Annotated in this window: 15 protein-coding genes and 1 pseudogene; 15 read left to right on the plus strand and 1 reads right to left on the minus strand. The window is 54.0% G+C overall.

Going from position 1 to position 22521, the window contains the following annotated elements; translation table 11 throughout:
• Nucleotide 1: 1 nt before the first annotated feature.
• Complete coding sequence (locus ACFQ2I_RS09190) at nucleotides 2-1219, minus strand: MFS transporter (protein WP_377563726.1); 1218 nt, start codon at nucleotides 1217-1219, stop codon at nucleotides 2-4.
• A gap of 288 nt (nucleotides 1220-1507) precedes the next feature.
• On the opposite strand from ACFQ2I_RS09190, the gene ACFQ2I_RS09195 reads away from it, so the two are divergent.
• The 15 genes and pseudogenes from ACFQ2I_RS09195 to ACFQ2I_RS09265 all read left to right on the plus strand — a co-directional run bounded on the left by ACFQ2I_RS09195 (nucleotide 1508) and on the right by ACFQ2I_RS09265 (nucleotide 22472).
• A complete protein-coding gene (locus ACFQ2I_RS09195; protein ID WP_377563727.1) occupies nucleotides 1508-2989 on the plus strand; it encodes a sensor histidine kinase in 1482 nt (493 codons plus the stop codon).
• Complete coding sequence (locus ACFQ2I_RS09200) at nucleotides 2986-3675, plus strand: response regulator transcription factor (RefSeq protein ID WP_377563728.1); 690 nt, start codon at nucleotides 2986-2988, stop codon at nucleotides 3673-3675. The genes ACFQ2I_RS09195 and ACFQ2I_RS09200 overlap by 4 nt, the downstream gene beginning before the upstream one ends.
• A 23-nt stretch (nucleotides 3676-3698) precedes the next feature.
• Nucleotides 3699-6725, plus strand: coding sequence for an efflux RND transporter permease subunit (locus tag ACFQ2I_RS09205; RefSeq protein WP_377563729.1), 3027 nt, complete (start codon nucleotides 3699-3701; stop codon nucleotides 6723-6725).
• A gap of 148 nt (nucleotides 6726-6873) precedes the next feature.
• Nucleotides 6874-7788: an NAD(P)-dependent oxidoreductase gene (locus ACFQ2I_RS09210; RefSeq protein WP_377563890.1), complete on the plus strand. Its 915-nt coding sequence runs from the start codon at nucleotides 6874-6876 to the stop codon at nucleotides 7786-7788.
• 89 nt (nucleotides 7789-7877) lie between these two features.
• Nucleotides 7878-8306: pseudogene (locus ACFQ2I_RS09215) on the plus strand (VanW family protein); the annotation flags it as partial.
• 65 nt (nucleotides 8307-8371) lie between these two features.
• Entirely contained in the window at nucleotides 8372-8716 is a 345-nt protein-coding gene (locus ACFQ2I_RS09220) for a DUF3889 domain-containing protein (protein WP_377563730.1), read from the plus strand.
• A gap of 150 nt (nucleotides 8717-8866) precedes the next feature.
• Nucleotides 8867-11251, plus strand: coding sequence for a DUF7408 domain-containing protein (locus ACFQ2I_RS09225; RefSeq protein ID WP_377563731.1), 2385 nt, complete (start codon nucleotides 8867-8869; stop codon nucleotides 11249-11251).
• A gap of 28 nt (nucleotides 11252-11279) precedes the next feature.
• A complete protein-coding gene (locus tag ACFQ2I_RS09230) occupies nucleotides 11280-12215 on the plus strand; it encodes an ABC transporter ATP-binding protein (RefSeq protein ID WP_377563892.1) in 936 nt (311 codons plus the stop codon).
• Nucleotides 12208-13125 (plus strand): ABC transporter permease, encoded by a 918-nt coding sequence (locus ACFQ2I_RS09235; RefSeq protein WP_377563733.1) that lies wholly within the window; start codon nucleotides 12208-12210, stop codon nucleotides 13123-13125. Before ACFQ2I_RS09230 ends, ACFQ2I_RS09235 begins: the two co-directional genes overlap by 8 nt.
• A gap of 33 nt (nucleotides 13126-13158) precedes the next feature.
• Nucleotides 13159-14889 (plus strand): hypothetical protein, encoded by a 1731-nt coding sequence (locus tag ACFQ2I_RS09240; RefSeq protein WP_377563734.1) that lies wholly within the window; start codon nucleotides 13159-13161, stop codon nucleotides 14887-14889.
• Nucleotides 14890-15081: 192 nt separating this feature from the next.
• Nucleotides 15082-16071 carry an AAA family ATPase gene (locus ACFQ2I_RS09245; RefSeq protein WP_377563736.1) on the plus strand — a complete coding sequence of 330 codons (990 nt, stop codon included), beginning with the start codon at nucleotides 15082-15084 and terminating at the stop codon, nucleotides 16069-16071.
• The gene (locus ACFQ2I_RS09250) at nucleotides 16068-17135 is read left to right on the plus strand and encodes a DUF58 domain-containing protein (protein ID WP_377563737.1); all 1068 of its coding nucleotides are present in this window, start codon (nucleotides 16068-16070) and stop codon (nucleotides 17133-17135) included. Before ACFQ2I_RS09245 ends, ACFQ2I_RS09250 begins: the two co-directional genes overlap by 4 nt.
• A gap of 30 nt (nucleotides 17136-17165) precedes the next feature.
• Nucleotides 17166-19175 (plus strand): vWA domain-containing protein, encoded by a 2010-nt coding sequence (locus ACFQ2I_RS09255; RefSeq protein ID WP_377563738.1) that lies wholly within the window; start codon nucleotides 17166-17168, stop codon nucleotides 19173-19175.
• Nucleotides 19165-22035, plus strand: coding sequence for a VWA domain-containing protein (locus tag ACFQ2I_RS09260; RefSeq protein WP_377563739.1), 2871 nt, complete (start codon nucleotides 19165-19167; stop codon nucleotides 22033-22035). Before ACFQ2I_RS09255 ends, ACFQ2I_RS09260 begins: the two co-directional genes overlap by 11 nt.
• Before the next feature lie 125 nt (nucleotides 22036-22160).
• On the plus strand, nucleotides 22161-22472 hold the full coding sequence (locus tag ACFQ2I_RS09265; RefSeq protein WP_377563741.1) for a rhodanese-like domain-containing protein: 312 nt from the start codon (nucleotides 22161-22163) through the stop codon (nucleotides 22470-22472).
• The last annotated feature ends 49 nt before the right edge of the window (nucleotides 22473-22521 follow it).

Below are 22521 nucleotides of genomic sequence, written 5' to 3' on the forward strand. Positions count from 1 at the left end.
ATCACCTTCCTTCTTCCATCATCGCATCACTGCGATTGTCGGCAGTACGTCTTGACTTGCGCGGCGATGCCCAGCGCCATACGAGCAGTAATGCCGCTCCTGCCAGAATGGCACCGAACAAAAATCCGCCTGACAGCCCCCAGTTCTCATTCAAGTAGCCCGCCATGAACGGTCCCGAGAACATGCCGATGGCATAGATGGCTTGATATAAGCCCATGGCGGTTGCCCGCTGGTGCGGCTGGACGTCACGTATGGCAAGCCCGAGCAGAAGCGGCAAATACAACCCTTGGGCAAAACCGTTCATCGCCTGCGTGGCATAGAGCCATTCCAGTGACTGGACAATAGCCAGCGAAGCGGTACAAAGACCTCCGATCGCGAAACCTAAGCCGATCGTTCCCCAATTGCCCAACCGGGGAACGAACCATGTCGCGGTTAGATAAGATGCTGCAGCATGCGGCAGCATAAAGGCGAACACTAGCCAGGTGAGCTGAAAGCCGCTTGCTCCGAGCTGATCCGCTTTCAGCGGTGTAAAGCCGAACATGGTGATGAACAATACGCCATGACCAAGGATGGAAAGCGTAGAGACGCGCAGCAGCAAAGGGGTGCGTACCACATCGCCCGCTTCTGCCAACGACATACCGGAGCGCTGCAGCGCTGTCTCCTCGGATTCTTTCAATGAAAGTGCAAGCAGCAAGCCCATCCCCGCTACGAAGGCGCCTGCCCAAAATGGTGCGGCAGGAGCAAGCTGCTCGCTTAGCCAGCCGCTAAACAGCATGCCAATCATTTGGCCGGATACCGTCATGACGCTTATATTACCCATTGCTCTAGAAGTGTCATGCGGTTCGAAGTATCCGGCATACATCACTGTAAAGGCCACCCAAGTGGAAGCGCAGAGCCCGGCCATGAGCCTTCCCGCAAGCGGCCAGATCCACAATCCGGGCAGCAGGAACAATAAACAGCTTAAGCAGGCCGCCATCATGCCGAGCAGAATGAACAGTTTGCGCTTGCGAAGCGCATCCGACCAGATTCCGAGCGGGAAGCGGACAGCAAGCTGCATAAAGCCATAACTGCCGAGCACAATGCCAATAAATGCGATGGAATATCCACGGTCGCTTAAATAGGGAGTTAAGATCGGCACATAAATGTACATGGATATCCAATATAACAGCGTGACGCCGGTAAACAGCAATCTTTGCCCTCGCGACACTTTCATTTTCATAGACAGCTCCTCTCCATCATCACTGTATCGCAATCGCACCCAATTTGTCATCCCATGTTCACAAGATGATAGGAAACTTCCGCCAGTCGTTAACGTAGTAGAGTGCAATTGGCCGTCCAAGGTCGTTATAATGAAAGAGATAATATTTGGCCTGTGCATGATTTTGGTCCTTTGGATAAAAAATGAATTTGTAATAATTTTGTTAGAATTGATTTCTATATCGTTTAGAATTGCACGTTATTCTTAACGAGGGAAGGAAAGGGGTCAATTGATGTCAGATGTGATGCAATGTCCATAAAAGTAAGACTATATCTCTCCTATTTGGCTATGGCGTTCGTACCTGTCATTCTTATGAGCAGCTTTTTTATTCTGCTTTATCACTTGAGCGGAAAGGAAGATTTGCGCAAAATCTCGAAAGAAAGACGGGAAGAATACTTTAACCAGGCGATAATCTATGGCGAGTTAAAGTATGTGATCGACGACGATACGGGCAGACTGGAAGATAAGGCATTTCTCCATGAACTGCAGACGAGGCTGAGAGAACAATGGGCGGGACTACTGGTCGGGCAAGACGGTGTGCTTACGAATGTATCGCCATTTTTGATGGAATTGTCGCCGGAGGAAGATTGGGCCGCATTCTATCGGGAGCCGCCGGAGAAAACGAGCTTTCATCTATACCGGTTCAGCACGCATCAAATTGAATTTCAATACCCCGACGGCAGCGCAGGACGTATCGTGTTATTGAATCGGCTGGAGACGATTCCAATCTTCTGGGATCCGTTGGTTATGATTATTATGTTGTTGTTCGTTGGTCTAACTAGTCTGATCTTGACCTACCTCGTATCGCGCAGCATCATCAAGCCGCTGCGGTCATTAAGAACGGCTGCTATTCGCATGAAGGACGGAGATCTATCAGAGAAGGTTGCGTTGGAGCGCAAGCGGCCGTGCAAGGGCGGCCGAGACGAGATTGTTCAGCTCGGCACAGCATTCGAGGAGATGCGGGATCGGTTGAAGCAGTCTATCGATCAGAGCTTGCAGTACGAAGAGAGCAGGAAGCAGTTGCTGTCGCATATTTCTCATGATCTGAAGACGCCGATCGCAGCTATTAAAGGGTATGTTGAAGGTATTCGCGATGGAATCGCCAATACGGACGAGAAGCGAGAACGATATATGCTAACGATTTATCGGAAAGCGACTGAGATGGATCGATTGATCGATGAGTTGTTCCTCTTTTCGAAGCTGGATCTGCAGAAGGTTCCTTACGATTTTAAGAATGTGGATATTGGTCTTTATTTGGAGGATTTTATGGAAGAACAGCGATTCCATTTGGAGAAATCGGGCGTGGAGCTGCAATTCCAGAGATTGGAAAGCGGAGAGCTGCCGATCACAGCCGATCCGGACAAGTTGAATCGCGTATTGGCGAACATTTTGAACAATAGTGTCAAATATATGGCGCAGCAGGAAGAGAAATACGCACGTACAATTACGGTCAACGTATGGAGAACGGGACAGTATGCAATGATTACGATTCAAGACACGGGGCCAGGCATAGAAGCGGATGACTTGCCGTATATATTTGACCGGTTCTATCGCGCCGAGCAGTCGCGCAATTCAGAGACAGGCGGCAGCGGTCTTGGGCTTGCCATTGTCAAGCAGATTGTAGATGGTCATAAAGGCAAAGTATGGGCCGAAAACGGGGAGGAAGGCGGCGCTCGCTTCTGCTTGCAGCTTCCGCTTGCCCAATCTCTCCGAGGTGGTGAATGGGAATGAAAAACATCTTGATTATTGAAGACGAGCAGGCGATCGCCGAGTTGCAGCGAGACTACCTGGAAAGCCACGGATATAGCGTCCATATAGAAGGCAGAGGGGATAAGGGACTGGAGCTGGCGTTGACAGGAGAGTACGATCTGCTCATCCTGGACGTGATGCTGCCTAAGCTGGACGGCTTCGAAATTTGTCGGGAAGTGCGGAACGCCTTGGAGATGCCTGTTTTAATGGTGACCTCGAAGAAAGAGGACATTGATAAAATCAGAGGCCTCGGGCTTGGCGCTGATGACTATATAACCAAGCCTTTCAGCCCCAGTGAGTTGGTTGCAAGAGTAAAGGCCCATCTATCCAGATACGATAGACTCACTTCTGGACAGTCGGAGCGGGGACAATTTATTCAGATTAGAGGCCTTGTCATCGACAAACTATCGCGAAGAGTGACAATCCATGAGCAAGAGGTAATGCTGACTTCGAAGGAATACGAACTTCTATTGCTGCTTTCCTCGCATCCCAACCGCGTCTTCCGGAAGGAAGAGCTGTTCGAGCGAATATGGGGACTGGATTCCAACGGCGATGTCGCAACGGTAACGGTTCATATCAGAAGGCTGCGCGAGAAGATCGAGCACGATCCTTCCAATCCTCAATTTATTGAGACGATATGGGGCGTCGGTTACCGGTTGAAAGTCTAAATTTGTAAGAGGAGTGAATCCAGTTGAAAAGTGTTATTAATTTCTCATTAAACAACAAATTTGCATTATGGATTATGACGGCCATTGTAATGTTCGCAGGTCTGACAGCCGGTACGAGCATGAAGATGGAGACGATTCCGGACATTACCATTCCCATCGTGAGCGTGACGACCATCTATCCAGGTGCGGCGCCCGATGAAGTGATGGAAAAGGTGACCAAGCCGATTGAGCAGCGCACACGCAACTTGAAGGGCGTCAATATGGTGATGTCCACCTCTTATGAGAATGCCTCCAATGTCATTCTGGAGTACGATTACGATACGGATATGGAGAAAGCGGCAACGGAAGTGAAGGAGATTCTTGGCGATATTCCGCTTCCGGAAGGCGTGCAGTCTCCCGATATATCACGGATCAGCTTCAACGCGTTCCCGATTTTATCCATCAGCTTGTCTAATGACAGCTTGGACCTGGCGGCCTTGACGAAGGAAGCCTCAGAGAGTATTCTTCCTAGATTGCAGGGCATTGACGGAGTTGCTGATGTGCAGGTATCCGGTCAGAACGTGATGGAAGGCGTATTGACCTTCAAGCCCGGTGTGCTGGAGGAAATCGGGTTAACCGAGGATATGGTCAAAGGCATCATTAGCGCCTCGACATTGAAGGTGCCGATGGGCATCTTCGAATTCGGCGAAAGCGAACGCGCAGTTGTTGTGGACGGCAACATCGCCACGGAAGAGGATCTGAACAATCTTGCCCTTGTTCCCGGAGTCAAGCTTAGCGATGTCGCAGAGCTTACAATCGAAGGCAAGGCGGAGTCTGTCTCTCGCACGAACGGTAAGGATGCGATCGGCATTAATATCGTGAAATCGGCAGAAGCGAACACTGTCGATGTGGTCAACCAGGTGAAAGAAGAAATTGCGGATATGGAAGCTTCAAATAAAGATATGCTCTTCACGATTTCACTTGACCAAGGGGAACCAATTGAAGAGTCTGTTCACACGATGCTGAGCAAAGCGATCATTGGCGCAATTGCGGCCATTATCATCATCATGCTGTTCTTAAGAAACATTCGGTCTACGATTATATCCGTCGTATCCATTCCGTTGTCAATTGTTATCGCGCTTTACCTGCTCAAGCAGATGGATATTACGCTCAACATTATGACGCTAGGCGCCATTACGGTAGCCATTGGTCGTGTCATCGACGATTCCATTGTCGTCATCGAGAATATCTATCGACGGATGTCATTATCTGGGGAGAAACTGAAGGGCAAGGAGCTGATTCTGGACGCTACCAGAGAAATGTTCGTTCCGATTATGGCGTCCACGATTGTCACTGTCGCTGTATTCCTGCCGATGGGACTCGTATCCGGCATGGTCGGTGAAATATTCCTGCCATTCGCGCTGACGATCGTATTCGCACTGGCAGCTTCGCTGCTCGTGGCGATTACCGTCGTGCCGATGATGGCGCATATGATGTTCCGCAATGGTCTGAAAGGCGCGAAGTCACATGACGATAAGCCGGGCAAGATGGCCATGTCGTACAAGCGCATATTGGAATGGTCGCTGAACCACAAGTTGGTCACATTCGGTATCGCTACGCTTATGCTCATCGGAAGCATCATGCTGTTCCCGCTGGTAGGTGCCAGCTTCTTACCGGAAGACGAGCAGAAGCAGCTGCTCGTCACGTACAATCCGGCGCCCGGCGAGACAAGAGAGCAAGTAGAAGAGATGGCGCTACAAGCAGAGAAGGTTCTTATGGAGCGCGAAAGCATTCGTATTGTGCAATACTCTGTAGGCGGACAAAATCCGTTCAGCCCGGGAGCTTCCAAGCAAGCGTTGTTCAACGTGAGCTATGACAAGGCATTCAAAGGGTTCACGGAGGAGAAGGATGCCGTCGTTCCTGTTCTGCAGGAGCTCGGAGGCAAAGGCGAATGGAAGCAACAGGACTTCTCTGGCGGCGCTATGGGCGGCTCGGGCCTTTCGTTGCTCGTCTTCGGACCAGATATGGAGTCGCTTCAGCCGGTCGTGAAAGATGTCATAGCGGAGCTGGAAGACGTGGAGGACTTGGAGAAAGTGGATTCCAGCTTGAACGAAACGTACGAGCAATATCGCATAGTTGCCAATCGGGATAAACTGAGCCAGTATGGATTAACAGCGGGTAACATCGCGATGACGCTTAGTCCGGTGCGCGATCGTCCTGTACTTGCAACAGTGGAGAAGGACGGCGAAGAAGTTAACATTTATATGAAAGTGGAAGAAAAAACATACAGCAGCCGCGCAGATTTGGAAAATGTCATGATTCCTTCACCTATGGGTACGGCGGTAGCATTGAAGGAAGTAGCGTCAATTGAGGAAGGCGAGACGCCCAACACGATCACGCGACGCGATGATCGCATCTATGCCGAAATTACGGCTGATGTGACCTCAGCCAACGTCGCCGCCGTATCAAAAACCGTTCAAGATCGCATTGATGCGATGGATCTGCCGAGCAATATTGAAATTGAGCAAGGCGGCGTAGCGGAGCAAATGCAGGAAACTTTCACTCAGCTAGGTCTCGCGATGCTGGCGGCTGTCGCCATCGTCTATCTGGTTCTCGTATTAACCTTCGGCGGCGCAGTAACGCCACTCACCATCTTGTTCTCGCTGCCGTTCACGGTTATTGGAGCTATGCTCGGCTTGCTTATCGCGGGTGAGACGGTTAGCGCCACAGCGATGATTGGGGGTCTCATGCTGATCGGTATTGTGGTGACGAACGCGATCGTGCTGATCGACCGCGTTATTAACAAGGAGAACGAGGGCTTGACAGTAAGGGAAGCACTGCTGGAAGCCGGCGTAACAAGACTTCGTCCGATACTGATGACGGCGATTGCCACTGTCGGAGCTTTACTGCCGCTAGCGCTTGGCTTTGAATCTGGCGGTCTCATCTCCAAGGGAATGGCGGTAACGGTAATTGGCGGTCTGACTAGCTCAACGCTGCTGACTCTCATTATTGTTCCAATCGTGTATGAGTTCCTGAATCGGAAGAAGGATAAAAAGAGAGCATTGGCATAAGAAATAAGCTAGCTGGAAGATAAAGCAAGCCTCGCGGGTGAACATCTGCGGGGCTTACTTTCGTATCGAGAGTTGAAAAATTAAATTTGCCCGAAAAGACGATTTTGAAGCGATATAGCTGCTATACTGTTGGAAAAGCTGGGAAAAGATTAACGACTGGAAAAGGAAGTGGATCATGATGTTCAGTCCGGAACAAACAACAATCGGTTTCGTAGGTGTCGGTGTCATGGGGGCCAGTATGGCTACCCATCTTCATCATGCGGGTTATGAAGTGCATCTCTATACGCGTACAAAAGCAAAAGCGAAGCCCCTGCTGGAGAAAGGGATGCACTGGGCTGATTCCCCAAGCGAATTAGCGAAGCAATGTCAATGCATCGTGACGATCGTCGGTTATCCTCGGGATGTCGAAGAGATCTACCTGGGAGAGAACGGCTTGCTGCATCATGCATCGCCTGGCTGTGTTCTTATTGATATGACAACGTCCAGCCCGCTGCTCGCCAAGCGGATCTACAAGGCAGCAGCAGAGAGGGGCATGCATGCACTGGATGCGCCGGTATCCGGCGGAGATGTAGGTGCAAGAAACGCTGCGCTGTCTATCATGGTAGGGGGCGACGCCGAGGTGTTCCAGCGTGCGGAGCCGATTCTGCGGCTAATGGGCAGCAATATTATACGGCAAGGTGAAGCCGGCGCCGGGCAGCATACGAAGATGGTGAACCAGATTGCGATTGCATCCAATATGATTGGCGTGTGCGAGGCGTTGGTCTATGCCAAGTCGGCTGGTCTCGATCCGGCATCGGTGCTGAACAGCATAGAGACGGGGGCGGCGGGAAGCTGGTCGCTGCAGCATCTTGCTCCGCGTATAATTGCGGGCAGGTTCGAACCGGGCTTCTTCGTCAAGCATTTCATCAAGGATATGGGAATCGCCTTGCAGTCTGCTGAAGATATGGCTATTCGTCTCCCGGGGCTCGAGCTTGCCAGAAAGCTGTATGGTGAGCTAGCGGATGCGGGGTTCGAGGATGAAGGCACACATGCGTTGTATAAACTATGGGAGATGAACAAATAGCAATCGGGAATGGGGGAACGACAGTGCGGAACACGTCCAGGCATCGTCCGATCCGACGTTCAAGGCTGCGATTATGGGCGGGAAAGTTCTATTGGATGACGCTCCACACTCCGCTTACCGTTACGGAGAGGCACAGGCACAGCTATGATGTGTTTCCCGATGCGGGCAGAACCCAACCGTTCGGCAGCGGAGCGACTTGCGCTTACAACTATCTCGATCTGCAAATTCGCAACGATACGCCCCATGTCTATCAGCTCTGCTTAACCGCGGCGGAACATACGCTTAAGGGAGAGTGGCGTTCTGTTCAACCACCGTCTTATCGTTATGAAATCTATGAAAGGGAGCATCGCATCCAGTCGCAGCCATGGGGAGGTTATATGCGCTGCAATGTGATCGCTCGGAGAATATGGAATTCGGACAATGAGTTGATCGGGGACGAATATGTCACGAGGAACGAGGCGTTGATGATGTATTCGCCTATGCTAGGAGAGAATGACGTACGGAGGCAAGCGGAATAAGAGACGGATGAGAGAGGCAAACTAGGGGACGATCAGCAATGCTGATACACAGGAGGTCGTTCCATATGATCAAGCAAGTCATCTTGAAAGCGATCATGCTATGCATCAGCTTGTCCGTGCAAGGCGGTCATCCCGACGATACAGCTGCTCTGCTAGCCCAGCCGGCCTATGCCCAGTGGGGGAGAGTAGCGATGGAGGAAACGGCAAAAGCTTATCAAGGCGCCTCTATTGTCGACTACAAGTATGAAGGAAGGCAGCCGGGAGCGACTGGCGAAGCCAAGGAAGTGTTCCGATTGTGGCTGCGCCAAGACGGACGGGAGTTTCCTGTACGGGTAACGATAACGGTAGAGACATCTACGGAACGTTTGGTAAATGTCAAGCTTGAGGAACTTCCGTCCAGGGGAAAGTGAATCCGAAAGAATATCCATATGCCAGCACTCCGAATGTTCGCCTGACTGCGCAGCGGGTGCTGGCTGCTTTCGTATGGCAGTAGAAACCATTCCTTACTGAATGACGTTAATAGTATACAGAAAGAGATGAGAGGAGAAGGGGAAAGAAAGATGCGGACTAAAAGCCAGAGTCGAATCAGAGCTCTACTCATCGCACTCGTGGGAGCTATGGGCTGCCTCATCCTGCTGCAAGGTACAACGTATGCGGATAAGAGCAGTATCGGAATAGAATCGAAGGTTGCGGCAGGCTATCAAGGGATGTATGAGCCCGGTCAGTGGTATCCCGTTCGTATTAGCTTGACGAACAGGTCTGATCGGCACTTGCAAGGCGAGCTTGTATTCTCTACGTATTCGACGGAATACGGCGCATCGGATTATGTGGTGGAGACGGAACTGCCGATGGAATCGGAGGTCGAAGTCGTCATCGGCGTTCCTGGCATGAATCTGGACAAAGAGAATAATACCATTCGCTTCTTCGAGCAATCCTACAAGGAAGGTAAGTCAATTCCGATCAACGGGGATACTTATGCGACTGGTCGTTCCGTAACCGGCAATGATGTGATTGGCGTTATATCGCGCGATCCTGATACATTCAACTTCATGCCTACGCTCAATCAGCGCGGTTATTCCATCGCCGTCATCCCTATGCAGACGGAGGAGCTGCCTGACGAAGCGACGATGCTGGACATGTTCGATACGATTGTACTTAACGACGTCGCTACCGGCAATTGGGACTCATCGCGTATAGCCGCTGTCAAGGAATGGGTGGCGAAGGGAGGGACATTAGTGTTGTCAGGCGGTTCGGGATATGCGAAGACGGCAGAGGCATTCCAGGAGATGGCTCCTGTTACGGGAAGCGGTACCACTGTCGTCAAGAACCCGAAGGCTATTGCTGCTGCAGGGGGGACGGAATCGAAGCTATCTGGTCCTATAACCGTGTCCATCGGCGAACAGACGCGCGGCTCCATTAAACTGACAGAAGGTGATATTCCGATCGCTGTTCTTCAGGAGTACGGCTTCGGTAGCGTCATCTATGCCGCATTCGATTCCTCCCTTGAGCCGATGGCTTCCTGGCCGGGCAGCGCGATGCTATGGGCGAAGCTGCTGCAAGGCTCGACATCGGCCTTGCAGTTGAACGCTTCTCCGAAAGGAGGAGACAATATGCTCTATTCCATGAACCAGTGGATAGACACGTTCCCTACGATTAAGCCTCCTAGCTTCTCTCTGCTGTTGGTGCTGTTCTGCACCTATATTCTCATCGCCGCTCCGCTGTTATATGCGCTACTTTCAAGACTTGACAGGCGGGAGTGGGCTTGGTGGATTGTTCCTTCTCTGGCTGTTGTCATGGGAGCAGCTGTATTGTTTGCCGGTGCGGGAGACAAACGCGTGCCGTCCGCTCATTCCATTGAGGTCATCCAGCTGTCGAGCGACGGTCATGCCGTCAGCTATGGCGGTGCCGGCGTATTCTCGCCAACGGGAGGAACCGTTACGATGCAATTCGCAGATGAGCGGATGCTTCGCTTATACGGCAACGATAACTCCTTCCGCGGCGGTCTGTCCGAGAGCGTCAATCATCAAGTACTGCAGGGAAGGCATGCAATCAGTGCCAGATGGCATAACGTACCTTACTGGTCAACGAGGAAGGTATGGATGGAGCGTAAGCTTATGTCTCCGGAGCAATCAGGAAGCTTGCAGGCGGATTTCGTCTCAGGCAACAGAGATATGAAGCTGAAGGTAACGAATCGTACAACCGACGACTTGCATGATGTGGCGCTGCTGATGAACGGTTCCGTTCTGCCGATCGGTAATTTGCCGCGTGGTAATAGCGGGGAAGTCACTCTATCCGGATTGACTGCTTCGGCGGGCAATAATCATTACTTTCACTACGGTGATACCATGTTCCCTTATCCCAATGGTGACCTAATTGACGAAAGTTATAGACAGCGGGATATGGTCAATTATTTCATGAACGATTATACCGGCGGACTGATGCAGAACAAACCGACGATTGTCGCGTTCAGCGAAGTTGGAGCAAGCCCGTTCACGATGAATGGCAAATCGGTCAAGTCTGACAATTTGCGCTTATGGCTGTACGAGCTAGACGATATGGAGACGTCCGCCATCGGCCTGAACCGCGAAGAGACATTGGAGCCGGTTATTGTATCCAGCTCACTGGAAAGCATGGAACAAATGCGGTACGGCGCACTCCTTGTAGGAGAGGGTGAGTTGATCATGGAATACTTGGTGCCTGATCATACGGCGGAATTAGATAACGTTCATATCAAGTATCCAATGACTTTCAAGCAGCCCGGCGTTCACTATACGATCTGGCATGAAGCAGGCTCGGAGTGGGTGGAGCTTCAGGAAGGGGAGCTGCCTGAGCCAGATGACTATATTATTGAGGGCCATACTATCCGAGTAAAGTTGGAGTCGACGGTTCATCAGGAGACGACGCTTCCTCAGATTACAATTAAGGGGGCGAATGACGATGAATGAAGGATCTGAGCGTGCTGCAGAGTGTCCGATGATCGATATAGCCGGTTTGAAGAAGAGCTTCGGTGCTTTTCAGGCATTGAAAGGAATCGATCTGAAGATCGATAGAGGCACCGTATTCGGCTTCGTCGGTCCCAACGGGGCGGGCAAATCGACAACGATGTCGATCTTGGCTACGCTGCTTGCACCTGACGAGGGGTTTGCACGGGTCGATGGACTGGATGTGACGAAGCATCCGCACGAGGTGCGCAAAAAAATCGGTTATATGCCGGATTTTTTCGGCGTATACGACCAGTTCAAAACCGTGGAATATTTGCATTTCTACGGGGCCAGCTACGGCATTCCGAAGGCGGACCGCGAACAGCTGATTCCGCAGCTGCTGGAGCTTGTCAATTTGAGCGACAAGCGTGAAGCCTACGTGGACTCTCTGTCTCGAGGCATGAAGCAGAGACTGTGCCTGGCTCGCTGTCTCGTGCATGATCCTGCGCTGCTCATCCTCGACGAGCCGGCATCCGGACTTGATCCCAGGGCACGAATTGAGATGAGGGAGATATTGAAGGAATTGAAGGCAATGGGCAAAACGATTCTCATCTCCTCGCATATTTTGCCCGAGCTCGCGGAAATGGTAGATGAGATCGGCGTAATTGAGCACGGACAGCTGGTCGCAGTCGGTCATGTGGGAGACATCCAAAACCGGCTGCGCACAAAGCGTTTTCTTCATATCCGTCTACTGGAACGGCTGGAGGAAGCGGAAAAGCTGCTGTTGGCATGTCAGCATGTGAATCGGGTATTGCGCGACGAACATGGTATCCGCATTTATTTCGGCGGCGGTGACGAAGAACAGGCTAGGCTGCTGAATCAACTGATGGCCGAAGGGTTTCGAGTTGTGTCGTTCAGTGAGGCGCAGACGAACCTGGAAGACGTATTTTTGGAGATTACGAGAGGAGGGGATGAGGAGCATGCATGATTACCAGCATGGATGGAAGAGAAGCGGTGCGAACTGGCGCCACTTGCTGATCAACCCCGTACTGAACAAGGAATTCCGGCTTCGTATGCGCTCGAAGCGGGCGATGTGGACGCTGTTTTTCTATTTGTTCGCTATCGGTCTTCTTACGTTTACCGCCGTGTATTTGACACAGGTCATATCTGGCAGGTCCAACTCGTTCAATCCGGATAGCGGAAGAATGTTGTTCATCTTCCTGAGCATGGCCCAGATGGGGCTAATCGCGTTCATGGCACCAGGGCTGACGGCGGGCATCATCAGCGGCGAGCGGGAGAAGCAGACACTCAATCTGCTGCTTACGACGCCGCAGAGCTCGGCGACGATTATTATGAGCAAGCTGGCGGCTTCATTAAGCTTCATGGTGCTGGTCGTTCTAAGTACAATTCCGATGTACAGTATAGTGTTCCTGTACGGCGGGGTGTCTCCGAAGCAGCTTATATTTGTGTTTCTGTATTACCTCTTTCTCATGCTGGTGCTCGGCTCGCTCGGCATCATGTTCTCCACGCTGTTCAAGCGGACGATGCTGTCGGTCATTGTGACCTACGGGGTAACGTTGTTCTTGTTCGCGGGAACGGTAGTCATTTATTTTCTTCTTCAGGCGTTCCTGCAGCAATCGTCTGTACAGTATGGAGCCGTCAGCTACTGGATGGGTCATGTGATGGCCTTGAATCCCGCCGCCGCCCTGTACAGTCTGTTCGAACCAACCTTCTCAGACAGTGTCTATCGTTCCATCAGCTGGAGCGGTCCTAGCAGCGTACAGTCTGCACCGCTTCAGCTGTGGCAACTGTTCCTGATCGTCTACACTGTTCTCATCGCGCTGGCATTATGGATTGCCATTCGCAAGCTGCGACCTAGCCTGAAGAGAAGAAGGTAATCTCCAATTATTGAAGACGAAGGTGGTATGTCGATGGAAGAGGATCGATTGGCCTTGCAGAAGCTGATTCGTCCCGTGCGCAGTAGACTGTTGTTCTTCCGCTGGCTGCAATGGTGTCTTACCGGGTTAATTCTCGGCAGCGGAGCGGCGTCGGTCGTGCTGGCGGCGAGCCGGCTATGGCCTCTTCCTTATGCGAAGCTTATCGCTTGCGCGCTGCTGGTAACGGGACTGCTGGCGGCCTTCATCGCAGCCGTGCGAAGGGGAGTGTCTCTGCGGGAGGCGGCGAAGGTGATCGACAAAGGGGAGGCGGAAGACGCCGTATTGACGGCAATGGACAATATGGGAAAGGAGGGGGCCTGTAGCGAAGGAGAAGCGCGGCTGCTGCTATGGCAACGGCAGGATGCTATTCGGGCGGTAGAGCGATTCGTCGCCAATCTGCCGCAGCGGGTGCCATGGCCGCCATGGAGCACGTGGCGACTGGGCGTATACAGCGTCTCAGTGCTGTATACGCTCCTATTGGTGCTGTTCCTCCTGCCGAATCCGATGGATGAGCGGGCGTCGGCGATGCTTGCCCTTCGGGAAAGAGCTGCACAACTGGAGGAAGAGCTTGATGAGCTGATCGCTGAAGTAGATGAAGAGACGCTGTCGGACGAGATGGAGGCGGAGCTGCTGCAGCCGCTGGAAGAGCTGAGAAGTCAGTTGCAGGATATGAGCGCAGACGGCGAGCTGGAAGAAGAGCTTCGGAACGCGATAGAGCGTCTGGAACAGCTCCGTAGCGAAGCGGAAACCGCAGTGAAGCGGCTGGAAGCGACAGCGGAGGCGATAAGCGATGAGGCGCAGCTCTCTGATCTCGGTCAGGCTCTGCAAGACCGAGACATGAAAGGCATGCAGCGGGCGATCGAAGCGCTTCGATCGGAGCTGCAGGCTCTCGCGCCAGCGGAGCGCGAAGCGCTGGCGCGAGCATTGGAGCGGCTCGCTGCCGAGCAGCCGCTCCAGGAAGGCGCCGACGATGCACTGTCGTCGGCGCTGATGGCGGCGGCGCAGCAGGCGCGCGCCGCCGGAAGCGGCGGGGCGGCGACGGGCGAAGCCGCCCCGGGGAGCGGCGCGGATGACGGCCTCGCCGCGCTGGAGCAAGCGCTCGCCCATGGCATAAGCCAGGGCGAGCTGGAGAGGCTGGCCCGTGATGTGTCGGGCCAGCTTAGCCGCAGCAGCGGGCAGGTGCCCGCTGCGGGTGAATCGCCGCCGCCGGGACGGCCTGGCGGCGGCGATGGCGGCGCGCCCGGCAACGGCGGCAGCGACATGCAGCCGGGATCCGGCTCCGGGAACGGGGATGAAGTAGGCGCTGAAGGCGTGAACGGAACTGACAATGGAGAAGGAACTGGTACCGGCGCTGGATCTGGCACTGATGCAGGAACTGGTACTGGTGCAGAATCTGGTACCGGCGCTGGATCTGGTAATGGAACAGGTTCTGGAGGTGCATCAACCGGCGGTGGTGCGGGCACATCCAGCGGAAGCAGAACGACGGTAACGACGCCCCGTACAATGGAAGGGGTAGGCGAAGGTCATTGGGATGGCGGACCTTCTACGGGCGGCGATATCAGTAAGGGTGGACCATCCATAGGGAAGGAGGGCGTAACGAGGCCGTATGAAGAAGTGTTTGGCGAGTACTCTCGTCAGGCAAGAGAGTCGCTTAGCCGCGGCAGCTTGCCATCCAGTATGCAGGAGAAGGTAAAGCGATACTTTGAGGCGATTCAGCCGGAGTGAAGAGCTGGATATATGACTGTAATTCAGGAACGTTTGTGTGTCTTGTATGAAATTTCGTACAAAATCGTCACGAAAGTTGGATTAGAGGGGCAATTTGTATGAAATTTCGTACAAAATCGTCACGATAATGGAAACAGCTTGTACTATCTGAACGTCAAATGGATGACGAATATGATCGGGGGGGGAGTTGTCATGCTGGAATCGCGAGAGCAGGTACATGAAGCGTCGGTGCGAATGACGCGGTTGAAAGAGGAGATCAGCCGGGTCATTGTGGGGCAGGTGGAAGTGATCGAACAGTTGCTTTGGTGTCTGTTCGCCGGAGGACATGCGCTGCTGGAAGGCGTTCCGGGGTTGGGCAAGACGATGCTCGTCCGAACAGTAGCCGATGCAGTCAGCTTGCAATTTTCACGTATTCAATTTACACCCGACTTAATGCCATCGGATATTACGGGGACGACGGTCATTGATTTCGGCAGCGGGGGACGGCAAGAGAGAATGTTCCAACAAGGTCCGGTGTTCGCCAATATAGTATTGGCCGATGAGATTAACCGGGCAACGCCCAAGACGCAGAGCGCGCTGCTGGAGGCGATGGGAGAAGGCTCGGTGACGGCAGGAGGCTCGACTCATCAGCTGCAGAAGCCATTCTTCGTCCTGGCCACCCAGAATCCGATTGAACAGGAAGGCACCTATCCGCTTCCGGAAGCCCAGCTCGATCGGTTCCTGATCAAGATCGGCATCCAATACCCCACGCGCGAAGAGCTGAAGGAAATTGTTCGGCGCACGACGGCAACGGCCATTCCGAGAGCGGAAGAGGTAATGGACGGCCATGATGTGGCCGCCATTCAAGCGATAGCAAGAGGAATTCTGATCGGGGAAGAAGTGTTGGATCTGGCAGCGAGGCTGGTCATGATGACGCATCCGGCACAGTCTGACACGCCGGAGACGGTAAAGCGCTATGTCCAATATGGGGCAGGGCCGAGAGCCGTTCAGGCGTTAGTAGCGCTAGGGAAGGTCAGGGCGCTGCAGGCGGGCAGGCTGCAGGTGTCGTGGCAGGATATAAAAGAAGTGGCGAAGCCCGTCCTAAGACATCGTGTCATACTGACCTACGAGGCGGAAGCGACGGGACATTCAGCCGACGAGATAACGGATGCAATCGTTGCTTCCTTAGAGGCTTCCAGATGAGCGATCTTCGTGCCAATGCGGCAAGGTATACGCCTGACGAGGCATTGCAGCTGCTATTCCCCCGGCAGGAGCTGCTGCTTCAGCTTCGTCGGCTGCGTGTGGCAGCTTCAGTTCGGACGAGAGGCATGCTGGCGGGCAGGCGACGCTCGGCTACGCTTGGCAGCTCGATGGAATTCGCCGATTATCGCGCATATGTACCGGGAGACGACATACGATGTCTGGACTGGAATGTATATGGGCGCACAGGAAAGGCATATATCAGGCAGTATTGGGATGAACAGGAGCTATCGCTTCAGCTTGTGCTGGACGCCTCCCGTTCGATGACCCACTTCGGAGACGGCGACAGCAACAAGTGGCATTACGCTCTTCGTCTCGCGGCAAGCGTCGGATATACGGCACTCGGTTCTGACGACCGGGTAGCCGTTAACATGCTGCAGCCAGGCCAAAGCGGTGCAAGCTTGCCGTTCCTTCACGGCCGGGCGAGCGCTGTGAAGCTGATGTCGTTCTTGTCTGACTTCTGGCGTTCCGACTGGGAGCGTGACCGATCGGAAGGAATGGTCGGCGGGAAGCGGACAAGGCGGCAAGGCGAGCCTGCCGAGCCTGCCCATTACAAGGGGCGGCAAGCGGCAGGGAACGAACCCCATACGCAGGTCGAACTGGATATGTTCAGCATGTTCCAAGCCCAGTGCGGCTATATGCGTCCCGGAGCGACATGGCTGTTCACGGACGCTTGGTTCGAAAGCGGGATAAAGGAAACGCTGCTGATGCTCGCCGGGAAGCGGCAGCATACGGTGCTGGTCCATCTGCTCAGTCCAAAGGAGCAGCATCCCCGATTAGACGGCGAATTGCTGCTGATCGACAGCGAGCTGCGGAGCGGCAAGGAAGCGGCTGTCTCCAGACGGCTGCTTCACGATTATGATGCAGCGCTGGCGAGCTACAAGCAAGAGCTTGCCGCGCTTTGCTCGGAGCTTGGAGCCGTGTACTTGTTCGCGGATACAGGAAAGCCTGTGGAGAACGCGATTGCGGAATGGATTCGCATACCGGGAGCGTTAAGCCGGCAATAGGCGAAGATGAGTTGCGGAAGGAGGAGTGCGATGCAGTTTTTATCTGCGGCGTCTGCATGGTTTGCTGCGGCTTTGCCGGCAATCATTCTCATGTACTTGCTCAAGCGAAAATATGAAAGGACCGAGATTGCAAGCCACTTGCTATGGAAGCGGGTATTGAAGGAGCAGGAGGCGAACGCTCCGTGGCAGAAGCTGCAGAGCCGCTGGCTGCTGCTTCTGCAATTGATTATAGCCTCACTCGTCGTAATGGCGCTTATGGAGCCATATTGGGAGCGGCCGTCCCGGTCGACCCATCATGCCGTGCTGCTTATCGATCGCTCCGGCAGCATGACGAAGGAGGCTTCCGCAGCGCCGTACGACGGAACGAATGGCCATTCGACGATACTGAATAAGGCCATAGTCGAAGCGAAGAACTGGCTGGACAGTCAGCCGGAGAAGCTGCTCGTATCAATCGTCGTTACCGGCAAGCAGCCGACGCTCATCGCTGCGGGGTTGCGAGATCGTGACAGAGCAAATGAACTGCTGTCGGCTATCACCCCATACTATGGAACAACCGATTATATGGCGGCGCTGTCTTTGGCCGATTCCTTGCATGAGGATCAGCCAGGCGGTCTGACCGTCTTGTTCTCGGACGGGCAATGGGGGAGTATCGAAGAGTTGTCATCTATTCAGCTTCGAGCGCCTTTGCGTTTTATGGAAACCAATGAGAGCTCGACGGGCAATCATGTTGCGCTGGTCTCATTCGATATTGCGGGCAAGTCCGGCGAAGAGCCGGGTTACTACGGCATGGCGGCAATCCGGAACAACGGCGACGAGGCCGTGAACAGCGTCGTCGCGCTGTATGCCCATTACGCCGACCGGGCGCCCGAGATGGTGGGAGAGCTGACGTTGCATGCGGCCCCCGACTCTTGGCAGAGCGCCGAGATTCGGCATCTACCTCCCGCCGATTATTACCGGGCTCAGCTGCAGAGCGATGCAGTGACGATCGATAATGTCCTCTATCAATTTCCCGGCGATACCGCTGCCGGCAAAGTGCTGCTCGTGACAGAGGGAAATCTGTTCCTGGAGAAAGCGCTGCAGCTGTCAGGATTGACCGTCATGAAGGCTACTCCCGATGGCGCTGCCCCGGCAGGAGAGACGGCGGCATCAGTAGATTGGGCGGTGCTGGATACGAATGCCGATGCTCTGCTTGAGGAAGCGGAATGGTCGGCGCTCCTTGCTACGTTGCCTTTATGGGTGATCGACCATCCCGAGGCTTCAGATGGTCTGCTTAGACCGTCTTCCAGCCATATCGTTATCGGAGAGCATCCCGTAACCAAGCATCTCCAACTGGCAGATATGCATATTGGAGCGCTGGGCAGCTACGAGCGAGAAGAGATGGCATGGGGTGAAGCGATTATCACATATGGAGGAACTCCGGCCTTGTATGCCGGTACTGTGGGCGGACTGCCGCGCCTGTGGCAGTCATTCCGTCTTCAGGATACGGACTGGCCTCTCAGACCAGAATTCCCTGTGTTCGTCCTGCAAGCCGCAAGCTGGATGAACGGCGGACTTCATCCGCATCTGGGAACGGTCGTCGCAGGCGATACGATGGAGTTCGCCACGACAGCAGGAACGCTTCAGGCGAAGTGGGAGCTAGTGGCTTCCGCGGATGAGTATACGAAGCAGGAGCTGGAAGCCGTACGCGGAGAAGCAGCCTATATGCGGCTGGACCGGACGACCCATGTCGCTCCGCAGCTTCCCGGATTGTACCGGCTGATCGAGCTTGGAGAGCAAGGACGGGTGCTGGCACAGCGATATTTGCATGTGAAGGCGGATGAGAAAGAGTTCATGAATCGGACGAATCCAGCCGACTGGATATTGCTTGAAGAGACATCTGGCAGTTCGGGAACGGATCAGGCTTATTCCTCCAGAAAAGGTGATTCTATATGGACGCAACAAGACGGAATGCTTGCGAATTCACCAATATACGCATGGATCGCCCTGCTCCTTCTACTGCTTCTTGCGGCGGAATGGGAGGTGTATCGTCGTGGGTATTGAACTGTCATCACCGCTGGCAATGTTGCTGCTACTGCCGTCTCTATTGCTGCTATGGTGGATGCTGAAGGGAACGCTTCGATTGCGTGGCAGCCGCAAGTTCGCGGTCATCGCGACGAGAGCGATCATACTTGGCCTGCTTGTAGCGTTGGCTGCAGGCATCCATCCTTACAAGCTGCTGCAACACCGCCAAGTCGTCATCGTCGCGGACCGTTCAGCAAGCATGGAGGACGAGGCTGGGCTGGAACAATGGATTGCGGGGGCATGGAGCAGCAAGCAGGACGATGACGGCGTAGCGGTTGTCGCATTCGGTGCCAATGCGGTTATCGATTCCATCCCGTCTGCGCAAGCCGAGGCGGATCAAGGGCGGTACGCATTCATCGCCAAGCCCAACTCTTCCTTTACGAATATGGCAGCAGGTATGCGCCATGCCGCCGCTCTTCTGCAGGGTTATGATGGAGGTCGAATCGTGCTGGTGACCGATGGGAAAGAGAATAGCGGCGATGCGCGGCGGGAAGCCAGATTGTTGAGAGATGCCGGGATTCCTGTGGATGTCTATCATTGGCCGTCCGGGGGAGGGAGCGATGCGGCGATTGAAGCGTTGAAGCTACCCGCCGTCATGAAGGAAGGCGAGTCGTTCTCATTCCAGATCTCTGTTCGCAGCACCTTCAGCGGCATGGCGGAGTTGAGGTTGTACGAGGGAAACAAGGAGGTCGGAATATCCGGGGTACAGCTGGAGAGAGGGGATAACCTGTTCTCCCTGCGAGGCGTCGCTTCGGAAGCGGGATTTCATACCTACAGAGCTGAACTGTATGCGGAAGCAGACGGGCAAGCCGCCAACAATACGGCACATGCGTTCAGCCGCATTACAGGACCCGGGACCGTCCTTATTGTAGAGGGAGAGCCCGGCTCGTCGGGCAATATGGAAGCAGCGATTGCCGCTTCTTTCATCCGAACGGAGACTGTCTCGCCAGAGCAGCTTCCTCTAGAGCTGACCGATTATGCCGCATATGACAGCGTTGTGCTGAATAACGTACCCGCCACGCGTATTTCGGAGAAGCCGATGAGATGGCTGGACAGCGCTGTTGCCGACTTCGGAATTGGACTAGTTATGCTGGGCGGAGACAGCAGCTTCGGATTGGGCGGCTACTTCGACACGCCGATTGAGCGCGCATTGCCCGTATATATGGATCTGCAGGGGAGGAAGCAGATGCCGACTCTTGGTCTGACGCTCATTATCGACCGCTCCGGCAGCATGTCCGGCCATAGCCTGGAGCTGGCGAAGGAAGCGGCGATGCGGACGGTGGAGCTGATGCGCGAGGAGGATACGGTCGGAGTTATCGCCTTCGATTCCTCTCCATGGTGGGTGGTGGAGCCGACTCGTCTGCAAGACAAGGAATCCGTCCTATCGGCGATACAAGCAATTGGTGCAGATGGCGGAACTGATATATACAAGGCGCTTCAGAGCGGATTCGAGGGGCTGCTTAAGGTCGACGCGCAGCGCAGACATATGATTCTGCTAACCGATGGACAGTCTGCGACGTCGACGCCCTATTCCACGATCACGAACGGCATGAAGGAGAATGGGATAACATTGTCCACTGTCGCTGTCGGTCAGGGTGCTGACAAGCGTCTGCTGGAGGAGCTGGCGTCTGCCGGAGCCGGCCGGTATTACTATACGGAGGATCAGAGTACAATCCCTGCCATATTCAGCCGAGAGACCGTACTCATCTCCCGTACCTATGTCGTGGAAGGAGCGATTGCGCCGATTGTCGGTTCGGCCGGCGACTGGGAAAGGCTGTGGCAAGATGGCGTTCCACAGCTGCAAGCCTATATTGCCACAACGCCGAAGGAGCTTGCCGAGGTTGCCCTCTGGTCCTCAGAGGAAGACCCTCTGCTGGCAAGGTGGTCGTATGGCGCAGGCAAGACGGTAGCCTGGACGAGTGATTCGGCCGGCAAGTGGTCGCGGGATTGGGTATTGTGGCCATCTTATCCCAATGTGCTAACGGAATGGGTGAAGTGGACGTTCCCGCAATTCCAGCATGAGCAGTACCAGATCGAGACGAGACTAAGAGGCGAAGCGGCGGAATTGACAGTCACCAGCACCACCGATCATTCCCCTTCCGTGAACGGTACGTTAGCCGTCCGTATCCGGGAGCATTCCGGGAATGAGCGTACAATCGGATTGTCTCCGGCGGGACTCGGTCAATTCCGGGGCGAGCTGCCGTCCGCTGAGCCGGGTGCATACTTGGCCGGCATCGGCAGCCTGAATGACGAAGCGTTCACTGGCGGAACGACTGCTGGATTCATTATTCCGTATTCCCCGGAATACCGGATTGGGGGAGACGAGGGAGAACAACTTCTGCACGCTGTCGCTTCATTGACGGGCGGCAGAGTCTTACAGTCGGAGGAAGAAGTGTTCCGGTTCCAGCCTCCCGCGATAAGGAAGCCGTATGACTGGACAAGAGAGATGCTGATTGCCATATTGCTGTTATGGCTGCTGGATATCGCACTGCGCCGATTATCCCTGCCTTGGGCCGGCTGGGCCGGATTGCTGCGCCGAGCAATGTTCCGCAAGAAGAGCGGAGTGCCAGAACGGCTAACCACTGGCGATTCGCAGCATGTGCTGGTAAGAATGAAGGAGAGGAAAGCCAAGCGGAGCTCATTTTCATCCAGTAGCCATGCAGGCGATGAAGGTCATGTGCGGCTGCGAGAAGAGGCGAAGGACGCACCGCTTTCATCAGAGAGGCTGACAGGCGAACAATCTGACAATAGAGATGATAGAATGAGTGTCGAGCAAGAGAATGCGCAAACCGCTACGGTCAGTCGGCTGCTCGCTGCCAAAAAGAAAAACAGACAATAGTGTCTTTCATCCTGAATAGAGCATGATGAAAACCGTTGTCCATATCGCTATGGACTTTGCGCGCATGACACGTTACAATGCTAACAGCAATGCAATATGAGCTGGAAAGGAGTTGCCGTAACAACATGATACGTGATATTACAGCTGCCGACCTGCACAGCAAGCTGGAGCAAGGCGCTGCAATTAATCTCATCGATGTCCGCGAGCCCGACGAATGGGAAGAAGGACATATTTCGCAAGCGCGAAGCATTCCTCTATCGGAATTTCAGGCGAGAGAAGATGAAGTGCATCAGGAGGAAGGCGATGTCGTCATTATTTGCCGTAGCGGAGGACGCAGTGGCAAAGTGTGCGAATATATGCGCTTGAAAGGGTTCGATGTTGTCAATGTATGCGATGGAATGCTGGCATGGCCAGGAACCGTCGTTACAGGTCAATAATGCATTATGAACGGGACTTATGCAGAGAAGCTGCTGTCCCGTTCATTTT

The organism is Paenibacillus chungangensis (assembly GCF_042675905.1).
GTDB lineage: Bacteria > Bacillota > Bacilli > Paenibacillales > Paenibacillaceae > Pristimantibacillus > Pristimantibacillus chungangensis.